The 22,425-nt window shown below is 55.9% G+C and carries 19 protein-coding genes; 14 read left to right on the top strand and 5 right to left on the bottom strand.

What is annotated here, in order from left to right; all coding sequences use genetic code 11:
- The first annotated feature begins 803 nt into the window (after positions 1 to 803).
- The 4 genes from QF010_RS07110 to QF010_RS07095 all read left to right on the top strand — a co-directional run bounded on the left by QF010_RS07110 (position 804) and on the right by QF010_RS07095 (position 4,342).
- The gene (locus QF010_RS07110; RefSeq protein ID WP_429532733.1) at positions 804 to 1,580 is read left to right on the top strand and encodes an enoyl-CoA hydratase; all 777 of its coding nucleotides are present in this window, start codon (positions 804 to 806) and stop codon (positions 1,578 to 1,580) included.
- A 90-nt stretch (positions 1,581 to 1,670) separates the two neighbouring features.
- On the top strand, positions 1,671 to 2,855 hold the full coding sequence (locus tag QF010_RS07105) for an acetyl-CoA C-acyltransferase family protein (RefSeq protein WP_429532732.1): 1,185 nt from the start codon (positions 1,671 to 1,673) through the stop codon (positions 2,853 to 2,855).
- Positions 2,856 to 2,877: 22 nt separating this feature from the next.
- Complete coding sequence (locus QF010_RS07100; protein ID WP_429532731.1) at positions 2,878 to 3,729, top strand: 3-hydroxybutyryl-CoA dehydrogenase; 852 nt, start codon at positions 2,878 to 2,880, stop codon at positions 3,727 to 3,729.
- Positions 3,674 to 4,342, top strand: a complete 669-nt coding sequence (locus QF010_RS07095) for a TetR/AcrR family transcriptional regulator (RefSeq protein WP_429532730.1) — start codon at positions 3,674 to 3,676, stop codon at positions 4,340 to 4,342. The genes QF010_RS07100 and QF010_RS07095 overlap by 56 nt, the downstream gene beginning before the upstream one ends.
- Before the next feature lie 72 nt (positions 4,343 to 4,414).
- On the opposite strand, the gene QF010_RS07090 is transcribed toward QF010_RS07095, so the two are convergent.
- The 5 genes from QF010_RS07090 to QF010_RS07070 all read right to left on the bottom strand — a co-directional run bounded on the left by QF010_RS07090 (position 4,415) and on the right by QF010_RS07070 (position 11,963).
- Positions 4,415 to 5,905: an aldehyde dehydrogenase family protein gene (locus QF010_RS07090; RefSeq protein ID WP_429532729.1), complete on the bottom strand. Its 1,491-nt coding sequence runs from the start codon at positions 5,903 to 5,905 to the stop codon at positions 4,415 to 4,417.
- A gap of 48 nt (positions 5,906 to 5,953) precedes the next feature.
- Positions 5,954 to 7,405, bottom strand: coding sequence for an MFS transporter (locus QF010_RS07085; protein ID WP_429532728.1), 1,452 nt, complete (start codon positions 7,403 to 7,405; stop codon positions 5,954 to 5,956).
- Positions 7,406 to 7,469: 64 nt separating this feature from the next.
- Complete coding sequence (locus QF010_RS07080; protein WP_429532727.1) at positions 7,470 to 9,218, bottom strand: thiamine pyrophosphate-binding protein; 1,749 nt, start codon at positions 9,216 to 9,218, stop codon at positions 7,470 to 7,472.
- Positions 9,219 to 9,270: 52 nt separating this feature from the next.
- A complete protein-coding gene (locus QF010_RS07075; protein ID WP_429532726.1) occupies positions 9,271 to 10,302 on the bottom strand; it encodes a zinc-dependent alcohol dehydrogenase in 1,032 nt (343 codons plus the stop codon).
- A gap of 38 nt (positions 10,303 to 10,340) precedes the next feature.
- Positions 10,341 to 11,963 carry a class I adenylate-forming enzyme family protein gene (locus QF010_RS07070; RefSeq protein WP_429532725.1) on the bottom strand — a complete coding sequence of 541 codons (1,623 nt, stop codon included), beginning with the start codon at positions 11,961 to 11,963 and terminating at the stop codon, positions 10,341 to 10,343.
- 358 nt (positions 11,964 to 12,321) lie between these two features.
- Here QF010_RS07070 and QF010_RS07065 point away from each other — a divergent pair, with 358 nt between their 5' ends.
- The 10 genes from QF010_RS07065 (at position 12,322) to QF010_RS07020 (ending at position 22,415) form a co-directional block, all read left to right on the top strand.
- Complete coding sequence (locus tag QF010_RS07065; RefSeq protein ID WP_429532724.1) at positions 12,322 to 12,972, top strand: TetR/AcrR family transcriptional regulator; 651 nt, start codon at positions 12,322 to 12,324, stop codon at positions 12,970 to 12,972.
- Positions 12,973 to 12,998: 26 nt separating this feature from the next.
- Entirely contained in the window at positions 12,999 to 14,039 is a 1,041-nt protein-coding gene (locus QF010_RS07060) for a phosphotransferase family protein (protein WP_429532723.1), read from the top strand.
- A 17-nt stretch (positions 14,040 to 14,056) separates the two neighbouring features.
- Positions 14,057 to 15,331, top strand: a complete 1,275-nt coding sequence (locus QF010_RS07055) for an acyl-CoA dehydrogenase family protein (RefSeq protein WP_429532722.1) — start codon at positions 14,057 to 14,059, stop codon at positions 15,329 to 15,331.
- On the top strand, positions 15,328 to 16,113 hold the full coding sequence (locus QF010_RS07050) for an enoyl-CoA hydratase/isomerase family protein (RefSeq protein WP_429532721.1): 786 nt from the start codon (positions 15,328 to 15,330) through the stop codon (positions 16,111 to 16,113). Before QF010_RS07055 ends, QF010_RS07050 begins: the two co-directional genes overlap by 4 nt.
- 115 nt (positions 16,114 to 16,228) lie before the next feature.
- The gene (locus QF010_RS07045) at positions 16,229 to 17,047 is read left to right on the top strand and encodes an alpha/beta fold hydrolase (protein WP_429532720.1); all 819 of its coding nucleotides are present in this window, start codon (positions 16,229 to 16,231) and stop codon (positions 17,045 to 17,047) included.
- A gap of 10 nt (positions 17,048 to 17,057) precedes the next feature.
- Entirely contained in the window at positions 17,058 to 17,846 is a 789-nt protein-coding gene (locus tag QF010_RS07040) for a fumarylacetoacetate hydrolase family protein (RefSeq protein WP_429532719.1), read from the top strand.
- Positions 17,847 to 17,880: 34 nt separating this feature from the next.
- The gene (locus tag QF010_RS07035; protein ID WP_429532718.1) at positions 17,881 to 18,801 is read left to right on the top strand and encodes an acetaldehyde dehydrogenase (acetylating); all 921 of its coding nucleotides are present in this window, start codon (positions 17,881 to 17,883) and stop codon (positions 18,799 to 18,801) included.
- A 1-nt stretch (position 18,802) separates the two neighbouring features.
- The gene (gene dmpG / locus QF010_RS07030; protein WP_414907040.1) at positions 18,803 to 19,852 is read left to right on the top strand and encodes a 4-hydroxy-2-oxovalerate aldolase; all 1,050 of its coding nucleotides are present in this window, start codon (positions 18,803 to 18,805) and stop codon (positions 19,850 to 19,852) included.
- Positions 19,853 to 20,066: 214 nt separating this feature from the next.
- Positions 20,067 to 21,224: a DUF1214 domain-containing protein gene (locus QF010_RS07025; RefSeq protein ID WP_429532717.1), complete on the top strand. Its 1,158-nt coding sequence runs from the start codon at positions 20,067 to 20,069 to the stop codon at positions 21,222 to 21,224.
- Positions 21,225 to 21,227: 3 nt separating this feature from the next.
- Entirely contained in the window at positions 21,228 to 22,415 is a 1,188-nt protein-coding gene (locus QF010_RS07020) for a sulfotransferase family protein (protein ID WP_429532716.1), read from the top strand.
- Positions 22,416 to 22,425 lie beyond the last annotated feature (10 nt).

Genomic DNA, 22,425 nt, shown 5'->3' with positions numbered 1-22,425 from the left:
TCAATCAATCCCTCCCAAGCACTCCCTGACAAGTCGCGCTCGCTTTCCTCTACTTGAATTTCGCCAAACGACTGCATTCCACTATCGCCGGCGTCATAAAATGATTGGTCACTAAATTGACTTATATTCCAACAAAGAACATTTTATGATTGTGCGACTTGATTATCGACTGACCCATCCGCCCAAACACAACCCCATTAACCATTGCGTCGATCCGAGCATGCCCTCATGGCAAAGACGTCATCCTGCATCGCAGGCTGAAAGAGGAAGGCACTACCTTCCGCAAACTCGTCGAGCGGAGCGGAAACTACTCGCAGGGCAACTGTTGGAAAATACTGAGTCAAGCAGGAAAATCTAGGGTTTCAGCTTGGATACGCTGAGTCTAAGGCCTTCGCGCGTGCGCACTGGCGCTGGCTTGGACAGTTCCTAACGAGTATCGGAAAGTCTTAAAGTGGTGAGCGCACTGGACTACAGCGCCCCAGTCTGATCAACGCCAACCTTCAACGCCAATCAAAACCTCCAGGCCCTTCCCTCTCGGCAAGACTTCCAGGCACTCATTCCGGAGGAGTTGACGTGGCATCTCCAATTAGTCCGTTCAGACGATCACACAAAAATTCACAAACATTACATTGGTAGCTGCTACAGGACCCATGCGGACCAAAATTTAGCTCTCCGGTAGCGATCAATTATGGGGCTGGAGGTCGCCGTAGAGTTAGCTGAAAGGTTTCCGAACCGAGCGGGATCCCTTTTCACCTCGGTTCAATTTACCAGCGCAGCCTCAACTCCATTAAAGAGACTCCCCAATGACCTACACCAATCTCCTGCTGGAAATGTACGGAAAAGTCGCTCTTATTACGCTCAACCGTCCGCAAGCACTCAACGCACTGTCTCCAGATTTAACAGGGGAACTCTGCCACCTTCTTGATTTACTGGAGGTTGATTACAACGTGGGGGCCGTTGTCTTGACTGGCAACGCGAAAGCCTTCGCTGCCGGTGCCGACATCAAGTCAATGCAAAGTTTTTCTTACATGGAGGTCTACAGAACTGACTTCATCACCGCTACCTGGGACCGTTTGGCGGCGTTTCGAAAACCCACAATCGCTGCGGTAGCTGGATACGCTTTAGGAGGCGGCTGTGAGTTTGCAATGATGTGCGACTTCATCATTGCCGCTGACACAGCGAAATTCGGGCAGCCGGAAATAACCATCGGAACAATTCCCGGGTGTGGTGGCACCCAGCGATTAGCTCGCTTCATCGGTAAATCCAAGGCCATGGACATGATTCTGACCGGACGCATGATGGATGCCGACGAGGCGGAACGTTGTGGTCTGGTGAGCCGATTGGTACCCGCAGCCCGACTGCTGGAAGAAGCGCTCAGCATAGCCGCAGGTATATGTCAGCAATCAGCGCCCATCAACACGATGGCTAAAGAAGCGGTCAATCGCGCGTTCGAGACCAGTCTTGCCGAAGGTGTGCGCTTCGAGCGTCGCCTGTTTCATTCCACCTTCGCGACTGAAGATCAGAAAGAAGGCATGCAAGCGTTTATCGAAAAGAGAAAGCCAGTCTTTTTGGATCGTTGATCCAAGGATTCTCTATCCCCTTGTCTGCGGTACTTCCAATATCAGCATGCGCACACTTGGTAAACCCCATAAGTTCTATCGGAGATCCCCATGTCCTCGCCTGATGTTTTTGTTCTCAGCGCAGTCAGAACGCCCATTGGAACCTTCGGCGGTTCACTCAAGGATGTGCCACTCACGCAGCTTGCAACCACAGTGGTAAAAGCGGCATTAACGCGCAGCGGGTGCGACGCACAACAGATTGGTCATGTGGTAATGGGCAACGTCATTCCAACCGACCCCAAAGATGCCTACGTGTCGCGTATCGCTGCCCTCAATGCAGGCATTCCACAGGAAACTCCTGCGTTCAATGTCAACCGGTTATGCGGCTCTGGCCTGCAAGCGATCATTAGCGCGGCTCAATCGCTGATGCTGGGTGATGCTGAAATCGCCGTTGCCGGTGGAGTCGAGTCCATGAGTCGCGGCCCTTACATGTTGCCCGGTGCACGTTGGGGCGGACGGTTGGGCAATCTTGAAGCCATCGACTACATGCTCGGCATTTTGCATGACCCTCTATACGGCATCCATATGGGCATTACGGCTGAAAATATTGCAGAGCGATATGGCATCAGCCGGGAAATGCAAGACGCTCTGGCGCTACAAAGTCAGCAACGCGCGAGCGCAGCGATTGCCAACGGGCACTTCCTGAGTCAAATCGTGCCCGTTGAGATTACCAGCCGTAAGGGCATCGAACGCTTTGAAGTGGATGAACATGTCCGCAGCAATACCTCTCTGGATCAGTTAGCAAAAATGAATCCAGCTTTCAGGAAAGATGGCACCGTTACTGCGGGCAACGCTTCAGGCTTAAATGACGGTGCCTCAGCGTTGGTGCTGGCAACCGGTGCGGCGATCCAGAACAGCAACCTGCGTCCCCTCGCCCGCCTTGTGGCGTATGCCCATGCCGGGGTCGACCCGCAACTGATGGGGCTCGGCCCGATCCCTGCCACACGCCAGGCATTGGCACGCGCCGGTTTGACGGTGGCCGATCTGGATGTCATCGAATCAAACGAAGCGTTTGCGGCCCAGGCTTGTGCTGTGACACGTGAGCTGGACCTGGATCCGGCAAAGGTCAATCCCAATGGCTCTGGTATTTCGCTCGGACATCCAGTGGGCGCCACCGGCGCCATCATCACGACTAAGGCCATTCATGAATTGCATCGCATCCAAGGGCGCTATGCATTGGTGACGATGTGCATTGGTGGTGGACAAGGGATCGCTGCGATCTTCGAGCGCGTTTGACATTGACTCAATGGAAAATTCTATGAATAAGCAACGAATAGCTGTGATTGGTGCAGGCACCATGGGCAATGGTATCGCTCAGGTGTGCGCTATCGCAGGCCTACAGGTGACTTTGGTGGATGTCAGCGATGAGGCATTGGCACGAGGCCTGAAAACCCTTGCGACTAACCTGGAACGCCAGGTTCGCAAAGGTACTTTGACGCAAGAATCGAAGGACAATGCTCTAATCCGGATTCATACCACGACGGACTATGCCGCATTATCCGACGCAAGCTTGATTATCGAAGCCGCCACAGAAAACCTTGACCTGAAGTTGCGCATCCTTCAGCAAATTGACCAACAGGTCGATGCCGCAAGCATCATTGCCAGTAACACGTCATCGCTGTCCATTACCCAACTGGCCGTAGCGGTCAGCCATCCCGAGCGTTTCATTGGCCTGCACTTTTTCAACCCGGTGCCGATGATGAAACTGGTGGAGTTGATTCGCGGCCTACAAACCTCCCACGCCACCCATGCCCGTACGTTGGCCTTCGCCGAACAGATTGGCAAAACGCCGATTACGGCAAAAAACAGCCCCGGCTTTGCAGTTAATCGCATTCTGGTGCCCATGATCAATGAAGCCATTTTCGCCCTGCAGGAAGGCTTGGCCAGTGCGGAAGATATCGACACCGGCATGAAGCTGGGGTGCAACCAGCCGATCGGCCCGCTGGCACTGGCTGACTTGATCGGTCTCGATACTTTGCTGGCGGTACTTGAGTCGTTCCATGACGGCTTTGGTGACCCTAAATACCGCCCTGCTCCATTGCTCAAGGAGATGGTTGCTGCGCGATATCTGGGGCGCAAAGTCGGCCAAGGGTTTTATCGTTATGACTGAACAGCGGACCATGGCAACCGTCGAAAGCTTGCCTTCTTCCCTGACACGTCAGCTTCAGGCACGTCAAAAAGCGGTAGAGCTTTTCGCCATCAGGGGTTTCGGTCAGGTGAGCATGCGCGACTTGGCAGCTCATCTCGGCATCCATGCTGGATCGCTGTATCACCACTTCGAAAGCAAGGAAGCCCTTCTATTCGAAGTGATCGAAGAGCTTTACGAGACACTGCTGGTTAATGCACAGAACCAATTGAGCAAGAACAGAAGCGCCACAGCAAAATTGAATGCGTTACTACAGGCTCACATCGCCCTGCATGAGCAAAGAGCGGCGTATTTCCAAGTGGCCGAGCATGAATCGCGCAATCTCTGCACTCAACATCAGGAGCGGATCCAGCAGCTGCGCCAACGTTATGAAGGGTACTTTCTGATGTTGCTTGCAGATACCGGATCGTACTCCCCACACTTGAAGGCTGCGGTTCAAAGCATGGTGTCTATTCTGAACAATATCCCGGCGTGGCTTGAACGTACTCCGCTGTCTAAAACCGAACGCATGAAGCTGATGCTTGAGACCGCTCAGGGTTCAATTGCCTGGGCACTCGGGATGCAAAGGACCGCCTGAACCCTGCCCCACGTCCCATCAAACAAATGAGGGTGTACGCTGTACACCCTCAAGATTGCGACTGACATAGCTTCAATAGGCGATGACGATCGACTTGGTTTCGGTGTAAGCCTCAATCGCTGCGCGGCCGTTTTCGCGACCTATCCCTGACTGTTTGAAACCACCAAACGGGATGTTCGGATCCGACGGCAGATGGGTGTTGATCCAGACCGTGCCCGCCTCGATGCGCTCGGCGACCCGTAACGCATTACTGATATTGCGCGTCCAGACACTAGCTGCCAGGCCGTAGGGGGTATCGTTGGCCTGACGAATCACTTCCTCTAAGTCATCGAAAGGCTGAGCCACAAGTACCGGACCGAACACTTCTTCCCTAACCAACGTCAGTGGCTTACCCGAAGTATGAGCAAATACTGTGGGCTGGACAAAATATCCAGCCCCCTCCGGCGCCGCACCTCCCGCCAGCAACTCAGCGCCCTCGCGCTCACCCGTCTCGATCAGCCCCAACACTCGCTGGCGTTGCTTGGCCGAAATCAACGGGCCAATTTGGCTCTGTGGATCGAAGCCTGACCCCAGGCGCAAGCTCTTCGCCGCCTGGGCAACCCCATCGACCACTTCATCGAAGTGTTTCTTGTGCACGTACAAACGCGAGCCTGCGGTACAGACTTGCCCTTGATCATAAAAAATCGCGCTACTGGCACCGGCAATCACGGCTTGCACATCAACGTCATCCAGAACAATGACCGGGCTTTTACCGCCCAATTCCAGCGACACCCGTTTGATGTCATGCCCGCATTGCTGACCAATTATCCGACCGACTTCGGTGGATCCGGTAAACGCGACTTTATTCACACCAGGATGGCGGACCAGAGCGGCACCCGTTGCACCATCGCCGGCAATGACATTGAAAACACCTGGGGGAATGCCCGCCTGCAACGCCAATTCAGCCAGCTTTAATGCGGTCAAAGGTGTCTCTTCAGAAGGTTTCAGCACCAAGGTACAACCGGTGGCCAGCGCTGGTGCGATCTTCCAGATCGCCATTAACAATGGATAGTTCCAAGGCACAATGGCCGCCACTACACCCGCCGGCTGGCGTTTGACGATAGCCTGAAAACGGGTCCCAGGAGCAGACGCCGAGACGTCCAGCGCCAAACCTTCGATCTTGGTTGCCCAGCCGGCCATGTAACGCACCCACTGTGCACCGGCGAGTACGTCGAAGCCTCGGGAGTTAGCCAACAGTTTGCCGTTATTAAGCGTCTCCAGGCCTGCCAATAGATCGGCGTTCTCCTCGATCAAATCAGCAAAGCGCAAGATCATCCGCTCACGGACTGCCGGAGTGATATCTCGCCAGTGAGTGCTGCTCAAGGCGGCCTGAGCCGCGCGCACCGCCGAATCCACGTCCTTTTCACCAGCGTGAGAGATCTGTGCGATCTCCTGGCCAGTTGCAGGGTCATGGATCGCAGCGGTACGACCATCGATCGCTGCTCGCCATTCACCATTGATCAGTAACTCACGGGGCATCGCCAAGGCCGTTTTTAGAGCGGCTTCATTCGTATGTGCGTTCATCGAGTAACTCCCATTTCATTTTCGGGGGTGTGTTTCCCAATTTGTTGTTCAGGGACATGAGGGAATCTTGCTTGCATCAGAACCGGATGCCGGCTCGATCAGGGTGGACTTGCAAATGAATACCGCCGGTATCAGTGCACACAGCATTAACAGTGCTGCCAACCAGAAGCATTCATGAAAGGCTTCAAACGCTGCCGTCGAAGCATTGGTTATGGCATGCCCCTCTTGCCGCCATTGGTAAAGGATCGCCAACACATTGATTCCGACCGCCCCGCCCAACTGCATGAAAAAATTCATGGTGGTAGAGGCGTAAGGCAGCAACGCAGGCGAAACCGACTGAATGGCGGCAACACTGGTAGAGGGAATCAGCATCCCCATCGCCACACGGCTAAGCGTGAACCACGCGGCAACCACCCAGAAGCCGGTCACGGCGGTTGTAAAGGTGAAGCCTATGCTCGCTAGCGCAAACAAAAACAAACCACCGATGGTCACAGTTCGGGCACTGAGCTTGTCGCATAAGGCACCCGCGCTGAAAATGACCAGGACAAGAATAATCCCCCCCGGAACCTGCATTGCGCCGGAATCTGCCGGCGAGTAACCCGCAGCACTTTGAAGGAAATACGGAATCAGATAGCTCGTACCATAGAGACAGAACCCATAAGGTACCGCCACCAGAAACACGGACCAAAACCGTGGGTTGCGAAACAGACTGAGTTCGACCAATGGAGCCTTGCAGCGCAGTTGCCAGAACACCAGCCAGACCAGACTGACCAGTGTCAGTGCCAGGCACCCCAAGGTCTGCCAGGTTGTCCATCCTTTGCTCAACCCTAGCCCGGTAATGTTCAGCAGAGCGAAAATAAAGACTGTCAACAGCAGCATTCCCAGCCAATCAAATCGACCGTGAACGATGGTTGGGTCCGCCTCGGGTACATACTTGAACGCCAGTAACAGTGCAGGTAAGCAGAACAGAACCGGAAACAGGAAAATCACAGGCCAACCAAAAGGCCCCAGCAATAGACCGCCCACCGCGGGGCCAATGGCAGGAGCCAGCACCGCACCGACGCCAAAGACTCCCATGGCCATCCCTACAGCTTGAGGCGGGAACACTCGGGCAATCGTGATCAGTGCCACCGCAGGTACCAGTCCCATAGCGATGCCCTGCATGACGCGAGCAAAAATGGCCACCTGCGCATTCCAACTCATAGCGCCGAGCAGCGAAACACCGACAAACAACAACAGGGTAAATATGTAAACACGCCGCAGACCAAATCGCCCCGTAAGCCACCCGGTGGCCAGAATTGAGGTGGTCGCAGTGACCTGAAAGCCAGTTGCAAGCCACTGAATGACCTCTTGACCAACATTGAAAGCGGCCATCATCTCCGGCAAAGCCACCATCACCATGGTCGCGGAAAACCCCAAGGCAATAGTGCCCAGCAGCACAGTAATGCTGGACATCCAACGATAGTTTCGAGTGAGTTGTTGCGTATCCTGAGTACTCATGGGGATGCCCTGCTCATACGGTTGGCCGCAGCACCGCACAGAGCGGCGCTACGCATGCTTGCAATCACTCGTCGCTGTAGACCGCTTTGTCAGCGTGCCAGCGTGTCCAGAGATGGGTATTGGGCATTTGGTAGGCATTCACCTCACGATCTATCACCACCTGGACGATGGCCGGTTTTCCGCTGGCAAATGCACGCTCCATGGCCGGAGCGATTTGTTCACTGGTTTCACAGAATTCGCCATGTCCGCCCATGGCTCGGGCCATGTCATCCAGACGGACAAAGGCGTGATCGACCTCGAAGGTGCGTCCGCAGACGTGCATGTAGTAAGGCACCTCCAGAGACCAGCCTTGGTCGTAACCCACCACAATGACAATCGGCAATTGATAACGAACCGCCGTTTCAAACTCCATCGGGTAGAAGCCGAAAGCACCATCGCCGGTGATCAGACAGACACGCTTGTCAGCATTCGCTTCGGCCAGTGACGCACCCAGCGCGTAAGGCAGGCCTGTCCCCAGATTGCCCAGCTTGCCGGCAAACATGAACCCACCGAGCGAATGTTGGATGTAGTTGTGCATCCAGATACTGAATGCCCCACCATCCCTGATCAGGACCACGTCTTCAGGCAAAGTCTTTTGGACTTCGAGCACTGCGCGCCCTGGATGAATCGGCGTGCTCGAGATGGTCGCAACCTGAGCGCAGAAATCGGCATAACGGCTTTGCCGCTCGGCTTGCCAGCGCTCCACCTGGGCGTTGTGCTGAAGTGGCTGATGGCGACGCAGCGCAGCGATCAACCGCGGCAAAATCTGCCGCATATCACCTGCCAGGCCCACGTCCACCGGACGATTTCGACCAATGTTATGTGGATCTAGATCAAGCTGAATCCAACGCTGTGTCCCTTGTTTACCGAAATAATTCGGAAAGCCCTTCTGTTCATTTGAATAGGCGTAACCGCCGAAACCCAGCTTTTCGCCGATGGGGGTTCCAATCGCGAAAATCACGTCCGCGTCGCGACTGATGCTTGCCCCTGGTTCAAGACCCAGATCAAACACATACGGATGTGTATCCGCCAACACCCCACGACCGGACGCAGTAAAAATTACGGGTGCTTGCAGTGCTTGCACCAGCTCATCGAACAGCGCCTGGGAACCCGAGTTACGAATCCCGGCGCCGCCAACCAGCAAAGGCGATTTGGCCTGAACCAACATCGAAGCGACTCTTTCGATCTGCGCGTCGCTGACCGTTTCCTCGAATGTAGTCGGGCGATAATTCTGCGGAGCCACCAGCTCACCGAAATCGCGATCTTCCAACAACATATCAAAGGGAAGCCCAATGTAGACGGGCCCAGGAGTACCGGATCGCAATTGCCGGAAAGCCTCATGAAAGAGTTCATCGGCCTCCATCGGATTCTCCAGCACTGCGGCAAACTTGGTCATGGGCCTGACCACTTCAATGCTCGGCGGGCACTGGAATTTCGAGCGCCGGGGAGAATTACGCGCCAACGACGTGCGTTCGGAACCGATGTACAGCACAGGAAGGTGCTCCTCCCATGAGTTGGCGATGGCCGAATATAGATTGATCACGCCGGGGCCACAGTTGGCGCCCACCACTGAAATATTGCCTGTGAATGCGGCATAGGCCTCAGCCATGAACCCGCTGGCAGTTTCATGGTGGGGAGCGATCAATGGGACACCACGATCATGCAGTGCATGATGCAACTTGCCGAAAGTGACTTCTGGCAGTGAAAAAAACTTGTCTATGCCTTCGGCAACTAACAGGTCAGCGATACGTTCACCTAGTGATTGCAGGGCCATCGTCTCTCTCCATTTATTGTTATGTGTACTGTGAAACGCGATTGAGTCAGGCTCAAAGCGTCTCTCGATTGGGCAGCAGCATGACCTTGATCGCTTGCCCGCTGCCTTGGACCTCAAAGGCCTGGCTGACGTCGGCGAGTGCAAACTGATGGGAGATCAAACGTTCACGGTCAAGCTTGCCTTCAGACATCAACTGCAAGGCCAGTTCAAGCTCTTCGGCCGCGTAACCATTGGAGCCAAACAGGCTGATTTGCTTGTTAATCATCGGCATCATGTCGATGTTCAACCGGTCCTCGTAGGCGCCAAAACAGATGACCCTGCCGTCGCCCGGACGTGCCATGCGCAGGGCCGACTCCAGAGGTGCCGGCCCGATCATGTGTTTCAGGTACCCGGCACACTCGAAAACAACACTGATATCTGTGGGCTCGATCTCGGGATAAGTGATTGGCAGAAAGCCACAGATGGCTTTAGCCGCGGTGAGCAGGTCCTGGTGTCGGGGATTGATCGTATCGGTCGCCCCGATCTCCAAGGCCATAGCCAGGCGTTCATCAGACACATCGATGGCGACAATTTTCCCGACGTCGACTTCCAGCGCTTTGAGCGCCTGAATCACCCCGAGACCGATAATGCCCACCCCGAAAACTACAACGTTGTCGCCCGATTTCAGGTTGGCCTTGCGGATCATTTGCAGTCCATCGGCCAAGGGTTCGGTGGTCGCCGCAGCAGCGAAAGAAACATTTTCGGGAATGCGCACCAGCTGAAACGGATTGACAGGCACGGGCACCAAGTCAGCCATTCCCCCCATTCCCACACCTACCACACGCTCACCAATGCTGTAATCGACCACCCCCTCCCCAACGGCAGTGATCACCCCACTGAATTCATGCCCGGGAATCTCCAGCCCTTCAGGGTCGACACGCACCAGTTGCTTGCGATGGGCGTCGGTGCGGAACATATGCAGGTCACTGCCGCAAATGCCGCAGGCCTCCACGCGTATCAACACTTCGCCAGGTGCGACTTGCGGCACTGTCGCCCGCGCATTCATTTCTATATGCCCAGGGTCGTGAAAAACGGCTGCTTTCATGGACTCATCCCTTCTAAAAGTTGGATATGGCGTACCCATCAGCGCAATTCCTTACGCATGATTTTTCCACTGGTGGTTTTGGGTAAATCGTCGCGAATCTCGATTTGCCGTGGGTATTTATAGGCAGCCATGCGTGATTTACAGAAAACAATAAGCTGTTCAGGTGTGACCTGGGCGCCCGCCTTCAGGCTAACGACGGCTTTTACGCTCTCTCCACGATAGTCATCTTTAACTCCAACCACAGCGACTTCACGCACGTCAGGATGGCCGTAAAGAACGTCCTCTACTTCTCGTGGCCAGACTTTAAAGCCGGAGGCGATGATGACGTCCTTCATGCGATCAACGAGGAAAAGCCAACCCTCAGCGTCCAGATACCCAACATCGCCGCTACGCAAAAAACCATCACTCATGACTTCGCAAGTCGCCTCAGGGCGTTGCCAGTAGCCACGCATAACTTGCGGGCCACGAATCAAAATCTCACCGACGCTGCCCGTCGGTAGTGCCTGGCCCTGCTCATTGGCAATTCGCAGGTGGGTAGCATGAATGGGTAATCCAACCGACAACACGCCCTCTTCGTTACACACTGCCAATCGATCATGAGGCACTGCCGTTGCCACAGAAGTGGTTTCAGTCAGTCCATAGACCGCTCGGATGTCGTGCCCAAATTTTTGCCGGAAAGCAATGACCACTGCTTCAGGAATGGGCGCGCCACCTGAATAGATTTTTTTCAGTGACGCAAGCTGTTCTGGACGAACCTTGTCAGCATTAAGCAGTGCAATGAACGCGGTGATGGCACCGATAGTGAATGCAGCCTGATAGGTCTGCACGGCTTCGGCAAAAACCTCAGGATGAAAGCGAGCAGTCAGCACAAGAGGAGTGGAGCAGGCAAAGGCGACGCCGATATGCAGAATCAGTCCGGTGACGTGAAACAGGGGAGCCATCGCCAGGATCGGCACACCATCATCCAGAGCAGCCCAGCTGCGAAAAGCCTCACTGTTGAAGGCATAACTCGCATGACTATGTTCAACCCCCTTGGGTAGACCGGTGGTTCCCGAGGTGTACACAATGGTGGCAATGTCACTGCTCTTGATCCGTGTACGAACCGGCTTGGCATTGGCCCACGCCGCAGTAATGTCGCGCAGGAAAAAGCCTTCGCCCGCGGGTGCCGAGGGCACTCCGAAAATACGCGGATCATTGCGGTTCTGAAGTTCATGATCACCCGCAACAATCAACAGCAAGTTGTCGGGTCGTTGGTCAAGCTGAGACACCACCTCATGGTAGAGGTAGTCATGGCACATCAACACTCTGGCCTGACTATCCTCAAGCAATAACGAGAGCTCTCGAGCCCGGTTCATCGGGTTGATGCTCACAGCAATTGCCCCCAGCTTCCAACTGGCAATCAAGCCAATCACAAACTGCGGCACATTTTGCAGAAACAACCCGACACGATCTCCAGCGAGCACACCTTGCTCTTGCCAGAATGCCGCCAACGCATTGGCATCCTGATCCAGTTGGGCGTAGCTAAGCGTCGTGTCGAAATAATGCACGGCAGCGGCCTGTGGAGCCTTGTCGCGGGCGGCGTCGAACATCTGCAAGGCATCGGTAAAATGCGCCTCAAATGCGCAATCAGGCGAAGACTCAACAACTCGTTCAGCACTCATGACGCTGCGGCTCCTCTTGCTCCATGGTGGCGAGGCAGCGCGTGGGCTTCGCTGATCCATTTTCGAGCGTTACAAGGCACAAACTGGCCTTCATCACAGACCTCGCATTTTCTTGTTTTTTTGGATTATCGCGGCGTATAGATCGAGCAATGGCCTTGGAAAAATCGAGCGCCAGCACCGCAGTTGCTATAAGTGTTCGCCCCTCCATCATCCGACCGCATCGTCTGTTCAGACTATTCTTGAAGCCCCCTACTCGCGAGTAAGCTATTTCCTTGAAAGCACGGATGCGACCTCTTGGGTCGAATGGCTTTCAGGCAATGATGTCATTCAGCCGCAACTCGTTTGATCAGGGATTTCCATGACGAACACCATCGACAATCGCTCACCGTGGGCAAAGAAGCAGGACCGCCTGACCGAGCGAGAATACAAACGCGATGCTGTACTACGCACGGCAGCCGAGTTGTTCAACGAGAAAGGCTTTCACGCCACCTCCCTTGACGAAGTGGCTGAGCGGCTGAATGTGAGCAAGCCGACGGTGTATTACTACGTGAAGAACAAGGATGAAATCCTCTTCGAATGCGTACGTATCGGTCTGGAGATGCTGGAGAACGCCTCGAACGAAGCAATTCAGAGTGGTAGTGATTCAAAGGAAAACCTGATCGCCGTGATGCGCAAGTACGCCGAGATCGTGACGATGGATTTCGGTATGTGCTTGATTCGCGTCGGTGAAGACCCCTTGCCTTTGAAAAGTCGCCGCAAACTGCGACGACTCAAGAGTCGCATCGATCTCAAGTTCCGCAGCCTGATTCAGCAAGGTATAGCCGACGGGGTCTTGATGCCCTGCGATCCAAAAATCGCAGCCTTCACCATCGCCGGTGCGTTGAGCTGGATTGCCCGTTGGTATGACCCCAAGGGCCCCCTCAGGGCCGAAGACATCGCTAACCAATGCATCGACTTGCTGATGAACGGGCTCAATAGCAGATCGCCCCCCAGCAGTGATGTCAACTGATCCAGTCCCACCGAGAAGTGCTTACAATGACAAAAAAAGAGACCTCAAACATTACCGAATTTTATCCCAAACAGCTCCAGGCCTTCCTCAAGGACACAATCAGCGGGCTGCAAGGAAACATGCGCCTTGAGCGCATCGGTGGTGGCCAGTCCAACCCGACGTTCTTTGTCACCTTTGACAATCGCGAACTGGTACTTCGCAAAAAACCAAGTGGCGAGATCCTGCCATCGGCTCACGCGGTTGATCGTGAATACAGGATCATGACCGCACTTGCGCAGTCCCGGGTCCCAGTGCCAAAGACAGTTCTGTATCACGCAGAACCCGACATCGTCGGAACGCCCTTCTATTTAATGGAAAGACTCCAGGGGCGCGTTTTTCCGGAATATAGCCTGCCCGGGGTATCACCCGACGATCGCAGAGCCATGTATGAGTCCATGGCCCGGACGCTGGCAGAGCTGCATCAAGTTGACTGGCAGGCGATCGGCCTTTCTGACTATGGTCGGGAAGGCAATTACTTTTCCAGACAGCTGGCGCGCTGGGGTACGCAATGGGAAATGGCCAACCAGCACGATAATCCCGAGCTTGACAACCTGCTGGCCTGGCTACGTGTCAATTTACCCCAAGACGATGAAACCACGATATGCCATGGCGATTTCCGACTGGGTAACTTGATGTTTCACCCCACCGAACCAAGGGTCATCGGCGTGCTCGACTGGGAGCTTTCAACCCTCGGCCACCCACTTGCCGATCTGGCTTACAACTGCATCGCCTGGCACACCTTGCCGTCTGAGTATGGCGGCATCCGCGGCCTGGATCTGCGGACACTGCGCATACCCTCGCAAGCAGAGTATTTGCAGCAGTACTACCACGCCACCCAACGCAACCGAGGGGCCGAAACTTTTCACTTCGCTTTCGCGCTGTTTCGCCTGGCGGTGATTTTCGAAGGCATAGCAGCTCGGGCACGGTCCGGCAGCGCAGCTTCGGAGAACGCCACAAGTGTCGGCCCCTTGGGAAAAGTTTTCGCCCGACGCGGCCTTGAGCTGCTCGATAACGCCATTGTCATTTGACCCGTCGAGACTCGCCCATGAACTTTGAATATCCGCCCCACGTCGTTCAACTGCAACAACGCCTTCAAGCGTTCTACGATAATTACTTGCTGCCGGCCAACGTCCAATGGCATCACCAGGCTGAGCAAGGTATTTATCCACTCGAGCTGATCAATGATCTTAAAGCGCTCGCCAAGGACGAAGGGCTATGGAACCTGTTTCTGCCAGCCCTGCGATCAGACGAGCCAGGCACCCGGCTAAGCAATCTCGAATACGCGCCGCTGTCGGAAATCATGGGCAGACTGCCTTGGGCTGCCGAGGTGTTCAACTGCAACGCGCCAGACTCCGGGAATATGGAACTGTTGCACCTCGCGGCCAGCCCCGAGCAGTACCAGCGTTGGCTCAAGCCGCTGCTGGAAGGTGACATTCGCTCCTGTTTCGCCATGACCGAGCCAGACGTCGCTTCCTCTGATGCCACCAACATCGCCACGCGCATTGAGCGCGACGGTGAGCAGTATGTGATCAACGGGCGCAAATGGTTCACCACAGGCGCTCTGCACCCAAACTGCAAACTGATGATCGTATTGGGCCGCAATGCCGATGAAAGCAGCAGCCATCAAAACCACTCGATGATCCTTGTGCCGATGGACACTCCCGGCGTCCAGATCGTGCGCAATGTGCCGCTCATGCATCACTATGCCGTAGAGGGGCATTGCGAAGTATTGCTCAGCAACGTTCGTGTTCCCCTTGACCACCTGCTGGGCAAGGAAGGCGGCGGCTTTCCCCTCGCCCAGGCACGTCTGGGACCGGGACGCATTCATCATTGCATGCGCACCATTGGTCAGTGCGAACTGGCGCTTGAATTGATGTGCACCCGCGCTCTGGAGCGCAAAGCTTTCGGTCGTCACCTGGCAGATTTCTCCAATGTGCGTGACTGGATTGCCGAGTCGCGAGTCGAGATCGATCAGGCGCGCCTCCTGGTGCTGCGCGCGGCAGACACTATCGATCGTTTGGGCAATAACAGCGCCCGTGTCGATGTCTCGGCCATCAAACTGGTCGCCGCACGCCTCCAAACCCGCGTGCTGGATCGTGCCATTCAGGTATTTGGTGCAATGGGCATGACCGCCGATACCCCGCTCGCATTCCTCTGGACCTGGGGGCGCGCGCTGCACTTCATTGACGGCCCGGACGAGGTGCATCTACGCACCGTCGCCAAGGATGAACTCGCCAAGGCCAAAACCCGAGGTGCGGCCTGCGCTGCCTACTTCACCCCAAATTTGCCGTCCCACTCCCTCGCGGGAGATCAGCAATGAACAGTGAAGCTGCACCATTGACGTTAACCCTGGACGGTCCGGTTGCTCACCTTCTTTTTGATCGCCCTGCGGCACTGAATGCAATTAACGTCCCCATGGCCATGGCGTTTCGCGACGCCATGCGGACCATCGCCGCATCAAACGATATTCGTGTTGTTATCCTCAAGGGCGCCGGCCGGGCGTTCATCGCAGGGGGCGATCTGGCCAGCCTGCGAGAAAACCCGCTGGAAAATGCCCAAGCACTGATTGAACCCTTACATGAGGCGCTGGCGATCATGACCGGACTGTCACAACCGGTGATTGCCAGCCTACATGGCGCCGTCGCAGGCGCTGGCGTCAGTATTGCGTTGGCCTGTGATTTTGTTCTGGCCGCGCAGGGCACACGCTTCAACCTGGCTTACGCCTCGATCGGCACCAGCCCTGATGCATCAGCCTCGTGGCACCTGCCAAGGCTGGTCGGCCTGCATAAAGCAATGGAACTGCTTCTGCTCAGTGAGCCGTTCGATGCCGACGAAGCATTGCGTCTGGGTTTGATCGGAAAAAAGGTGGCCGCGGATCAGCTCCAGGTTGAAACCGAACGCTTGGCCAATCGCCTGGCACAAGGCCCGACATTCGCGCTAGGGCAAACCAAACGGCTGCTGCGAAACGCCTTTCAACGTAGCCTTGAGGAGCAACTGGACGCCGAACGCGAAGGGTTTTGCGCGTGCACTCAAACCGAGGATTTCGGTCGTGGAATAGAAGCGTTCTTCACCAAGGAAAAAGCCCACTATCTCGGCTCTTAGTCTGAACAGACGATGCCTCAAACCGGGCGCACATTGAAGATATCGTTGAAGCTGAAATGACCACTCGATCTTGAGTTGTCACACGCTACCAACGGACTAACCTATGGCGCCCCAGATGACTCCTATTCCATCGGCCAAACAAATACGCACACCCAGCGGTCTGGATATCCACTATCAGGACGACGGTCAGGGTGACACGTTGGTGTTCATTCACGGCAGCGGTCCGGGCGCCAGCGGCTATAGCAATTTCCAGGGCAATTACCCATGGTTCAATGAGCACGGTTATCGGACGCTGGTTCCCGATCTCCCTGGTTATGGCTTGTCGTCCAAACCTGAAGACGTCGACTATGTGCTGGACTTCTTCGTCAGTGCCTTGCATGAGTTCCTGCAGGCACTGGATGTGCAGCGCTGCGTACTGATTGGCAATTCACTGGGTGGCGCGATTGCAATCAAATTTGCGCTCGACTTTCCGCAGGCGGTAAGCAAGCTGATCCTGATGGGACCTGGCGGGCTGGAGGAACGCGAGGTGTACTTCCAGATGGAAGGCATCCAGAAAATGATGCGCGACTTCGCCGATGGGGCACTGGACCGTGAAGGCATGCGCCGCCTGCTCTCAATTCTTGTCTATGACCCATCGCTGATCACTGAAGAGTTGCTTGATCAGCGCGTCCCGATTTGTGCCCTACAACCCAAAAGCGTGCTCTCGACCATGCGCGTGGCCAATATGAGTGAGCGCCTGGCTGAAATCACCTGCCCGGTGCTTGGCTTCTGGGGCAGCGACGATAAATTCTGCCCAGCTCAAGGCGCGCACAAAATCCTGGCGCATTGCCAAAACGCACGCTTTGTCCTTGTCAACCGCTGCGGGCATTGGGTCATGGTCGAGCATCGCGACCTGTTCAATCGGACCTGCCTCGACTTCTTGCAAAACGGCTAAGGAATTCTCCATGGACCAGCACCTCATCAGTGAATTGGGTGACGCGTTGTACGCCGCGTTGCGCTCGCGCCAGACACTCTTGCCACTGACCACGCACCACCCCGAGATCAGCATCGACGACGCCTACCATATTTCCTTGCACATGCTGCAACGACGGATCGCCGCCGGCGAACAACTGGTGGGCAAAAAAATCGGTGTTACCAGCAAAGCCGTGCAGGACATGCTGAATGTGCACCAACCGGACTTTGGTTTTCTGACTGACGCGATGCACTACCCCAACGACGCCTGCATCAGCCTGAGTCAATCCGGTCTGATCCAGCCGCGGGCGGAGGGTGAAATCGCCTTCATTCTCAAGGAAGACCTCCACGGCAACGTCACGCGTGAAGACGTATTGGATGCCACTGAATGGGTGCTGCCGTGCTTCGAAATCGTCGACTCACGGATCACCGATTGGAAAATCCGCATCCAGGACACGGTGGCAGACAACGCTTCATGCGGTGTTTTCGTGCTCGGCGATCAGCGCACCGCACCTCGCGAATTGGACCTGGCCAGCGTCCGTCTCGACGTGCTGCGTAATGGACTCGCCGCGGGTTCTGGACTGGGTAGCGCCGTCCAGGGCCATCCCGCCGAGGCGGTGGCCTGGCTCGCCAACACCCTGGGACGCTTCGGCATTCCATTCCGTGCCGGGGAAATCATCTTGTCCGGGTCTCTCGCACCGTTGGTACCAGCCAGCGCCGGTGACAGATTCGAGCTCACCATCGAAGGATTAGGCGCAGCTTCGGTCAGTTTCATCGACTGATACCTGCCCCCCATCACGTTTCAGGAGGTGCAACATGCGAAGAATCAAATGTGCAGTGATCGGTCCAGGCAATATCGGCACTGATCTGCTCTACAAACTAAGCCGGAGCCCTGTGCTCGAACCCGTCTGGATGGTGGGTATCGATCCCACATCCGAAGGTCTGGCGCGTGCGCGCGAGATGGGCATGAAGGTCACGGACCGCGGCGTAGACGGGCTATTGCCCCATGTGATCGAGGACGGTATTCAGATCGCTTTCGATGCCACGTCAGCCTACGTGCACGCCGAAAACTCGCGAAAGCTCAATGCGCTTGGCGTGTTAATGATCGACCTTACCCCGGCCGCGATCGGGCCGTATTGCGTGCCACCGGTCAACCTGCGCGAACAGGTCGGACAACGGCAAATGAACGTGAACATGGTGACGTGTGGCGGTCAGGCGACGATCCCGATGGTGGCCGCGGTTTCACGGGTGCAACCAGTCGCCTATGGTGAAATCGTCGCGACCGTTTCCTCTCGCTCAGTCGGCCCGGGCACCCGCAAAAATATCGATGAATTCACCCGCACCACTGCCGGCGCCATCGAACGTGTCGGAGGCGCAAAACAAGGCAAGGCGATCATTGTCATCAACCCGGCAGAACCGCCCATGATGATGCGTGACACCATCCACTGCTTGACTGAATCCGAACCCGATCAAGCGGCGATTATCGCTTCGGTGAATGCCATGATCGCCGACGTGCAAAAGTACGTGCCCGGGTACCGCCTCAAGAACGGCCCGGTATTCGATGGCAATCGCGTGTCGATTTTCATGGAGGTCGAGGGTCTGGGGGATTACCTGCCCAAGTACGCCGGAAACCTGGACATCATGACTGCCGCCGCAGCCCGAACTGCAGAGATGTTCGCAGAGGAAATCCTCAACGGTAACTTGAACCTCGAACCCCAGACCGCGCTGGAGGCCTGACATGAACCTGCAAGGCAAGAAAATCATTCTGCATGACAACACTCTGCGCGACGGCATGCATCCCAAGCGTCACCAGATCAGCCTTGAACAAATGCGTGCGGTCGCCCGCGGCCTGGACGATGCCGGCATGCCGCTGCTGGAAGTCACCCATGGCGACGGCCTGGGCGGTGCGTCGGTGAACTACGGTTTCCCGGCCCATACAGACGAGCAATACCTGAGCGCGGTGATTGGCGAACTTAAACACTCCAAAGCATCAGCCCTGCTGCTGCCGGGTATTGGTACGGTCGATCACCTGCGCATGGCGAAGGACCTGGGCGTGCATACAATCCGCATTGCCACACACTGCACCGAGGCCGACGTCTCAGAGCAACACATCGCACTGGCTCGCAAGCTGGAGATGGACACTGTGGGCTTTCTGATGATGGCGCACATGGTCTCCGGCGAGCAGTTGGTCACTCAGGCCAAGCTGATGGAGTCCTATGGCGCCAACTGCATTTATGCCACCGACTCCGCCGGCTACATGCTTCCTGGCGACGTGACCGAGCGTATTGGCGCACTGCGTGCAGCGCTTAAACCTGAAACCGAGATCGGTTTCCACGGCCACCACAACATGGCGATGGGGATTGCCAACTCCCTGGCCGCCATCGAAGCTGGCGCAGTCCGTATAGACGGTTCGACCAATGGCCTGGGCGCCGGAGCGGGCAATACACCGCTTGAAGTGTTCGTTGCCGTGTGCAATCGGATGGGCATCGAAACCGGTGTCGATCTATACAAAATCATGGACGTTGCCGAAGACATCGTACTGCCGATGATGGATCACATGGTACGTATCGACCGCGATTCATTGACATTGGGCTATGCCGGGGTTTACTCGTCTTTCCTGCTGTTCGCCAAACGCGCCGAAGCTAAATACGGTGTCAGTGCCCGGGATATTCTGGTCGAGTTGGGCGCTCGCGGCATGGTCGGCGGTCAGGAAGACATGATCGAGGATACCGCCATGGACATGGCACGCGCCCGCGACAAAGCACAAGCCATCGCCAAAAGCGCCTGACACGTCCCTTCGGACTCGGCGCCCCCACGCAGGCGCTGAGTCCGTCTTTTCTCCTTTCCTGTACCCCTTCGATGCGCCCCTCCTCCCTGCCTCACACCGCTGCGAACGCCACCAAACGCGGTGTCACTCAGAACACTCTCCGGGGTGCCATGCGCCCGGCAAACAATCCGCTACACCCGTGCAGATAGTTAGTCCGAAAGGACGATGAGCATTCTTGACAGGTTTTCTACTCTGCGGGCATACCAACCAGATCGAGGAAGCCCACGTGGTAGACCTGACAGAGGCAAAGAGTGAAAACATTCGCACTTGGGAACTGTACTGCGACACTCTGAAGCGCGCAGGTCTGCAGCTGCAACGCCAGGAGGCGCCTCAAGACGACTTTAACCAAGCAGAAGGTATGCGTTATCTGAGCCGCTTGGCGCGCATCGGTCTTGAGATGTTTGTCGAAGGCGGTGACGAGCAATTCCCGACCTTTATGGTGCCGTCCCACGAGACCGCGAAAATCGGCGCGGACAATCCGGACATGGGGTATCTGGCTGCACGCATTAATGGTCAGTTCACCTATCGGGTCAGTGGACTGCGTGGATCGGCCGCCTCGATTAACTTCAGCACCAAGCGTGGTGGATACGACAAATCCGGCAAGCTGGAACCTGGTGGCTTCATCGACAGCAACAATCTGACGTTCGCCCAAGATGGAAGTTTCGAACTCGTTATCAGCCAATACCCGCAACCGGGTAACTGGCTGAAAATTGACCCAGACAGCATTCAATTGCTGATTCGCCAGGTGTTCCTTGATCGAGCCAATGAGAAACCGGCCCAACTGAAGATCGAGCGTATCGACGCCGATGGCAAACCCTTCCCGATCAACCCGGGGAAGCTGCGCAACAATCTGGTTCAAGCCGCCCGTTTTGTCGAAAACACTGCGACCACCTTTGCCAATTGGGCGCAAAGCTACGAGGGGCATATCAACCAATTGCCCCCTGCCGACCAAGCGCTCTGCCAATCGGTTGGTGGCGACCCAAACATCTTCTACTACCACTCGCGCTGGCAACTGGCTGAAGACGAAGCGCTAGTGATTCATCTCGACCGTATCCCGGACTGCGAGTACTGGAACATCCAGCTCAACAACTACTGGATGGAGTCGTTGGACTATCGCTACTTCCGAATTTCACTCAATCAACACTCCGCCAAGCCAAACCCTGACGGCAGCGTAACCCTGGTGATCGCTCATCGTGATCCGGGCACCTCAAATTGGCTGGAAACCGCAGGCCATAACGACGGCACGTTGTGCTTTCGCTGGATAGGCTCAAAAGAACAGGTTCACCCCAGAACGCACGTGATGAAGCTCATCGAATTGCCACTAGGACTCTAGAACATGACCACTACACTCCCGCTTGACGCCGAGGCCCTGCTCGACGAGGCGATTAATCGCAATAACGGCCTGAATGATTTCGGCGACCCGAGTTTTCGTGAAGGTCTGGACGTGCTGCTGGCCTCGATTAAAAAAGACGGTCAGCTGTCCACTGTCGGCAGCCAAATGTTCGCCGAACGTCTTGTCGAAAGCCTGGGCTCGCGTCTGGTGCTGGAAAACTATGTGCAGCGACACCCTGAGATTCTGAAGGAGACGATTACAGATCCAGTGGTCATCGTCGGTCTGCCGCGCACCGGCACCACCATGTTGCATCGGGTTCTGGCGCGGGATCCGCGCTTTTACACGCCAGCCTGGTGGGAAGTCCGCTATCCGGCACCACTGGCCACTGCCGAGGTCGGCAAACCGGACCCGCGGATTGCCCTAGGCAAGGCTGAGGTCAAGATGATGATCGAGGCCATGCCGGAATTGCTGACCATGCATCCATTGGATGCCGAGTTGTGCGATGAAGAAGTCGTGCTGATGGAGCACTCGTTCCTGAGTGCCATGTACGCCTATGCCAACGTCCCTGACTACACCGATTGGCTCGGTCGTCAGGATCAAACCCCAGCCTATGTGTATTTGAAAAAACAGCTGCAATTCTTGCAATGGCAAAAGCGTCAACGCGGGGAAGTGGCACAACGTTGGGTCATGAAGGCACCGCACCACACTCACGCCATGGACACGCTGTTCAAGGTATTCCCGGGTGTGAAAGTCATTCAGACGCACCGTGATCCGCTGGAAACCATTCCTTCGATGAGCAGCTTCGCTTACACCATCTGGGGCGTCTACAGCGACAAGGCCGACCCGAAAAAAGCGGCAAGCATCTGGTCGGCGAAATTCGCCAAAGGTCTGCGTGATGCCCTCGCCGTGCGCGACAACCAGCCCAAGGACCGCTTTCTCGATGTCTGGTATCTGGACGCCGTCGCTCGCCCTCTGGAAGTCATCAAGCTCATCTACCCCTTCATCGGTGTTGAGCTGACGCCGGAAGTCGAGCAACTGATGCAGCAATGGTTGTCCTCCAGCAGTCGGGATAAACGGGCCGCACATGAGTACTCCCTGGAGAAGATGGGGTTGACCAAGGAACAGCTCGAACAAGACTTCGCCGCCTACCGCGCGCGCCACATCCTCCCGCGCCTGGAGAAGAGCGCGTAACCATCGTCAA

Source organism: Pseudomonas silensiensis, from assembly GCF_050434865.1.
GTDB classification, from domain to species: Bacteria; Pseudomonadota; Gammaproteobacteria; order Pseudomonadales; family Pseudomonadaceae; genus Aquipseudomonas; species Aquipseudomonas fluorescens_W.
Note: the sequence above shows the minus strand (reverse complement) of the source record. Positions and strands in the feature narration are given on the sequence as shown.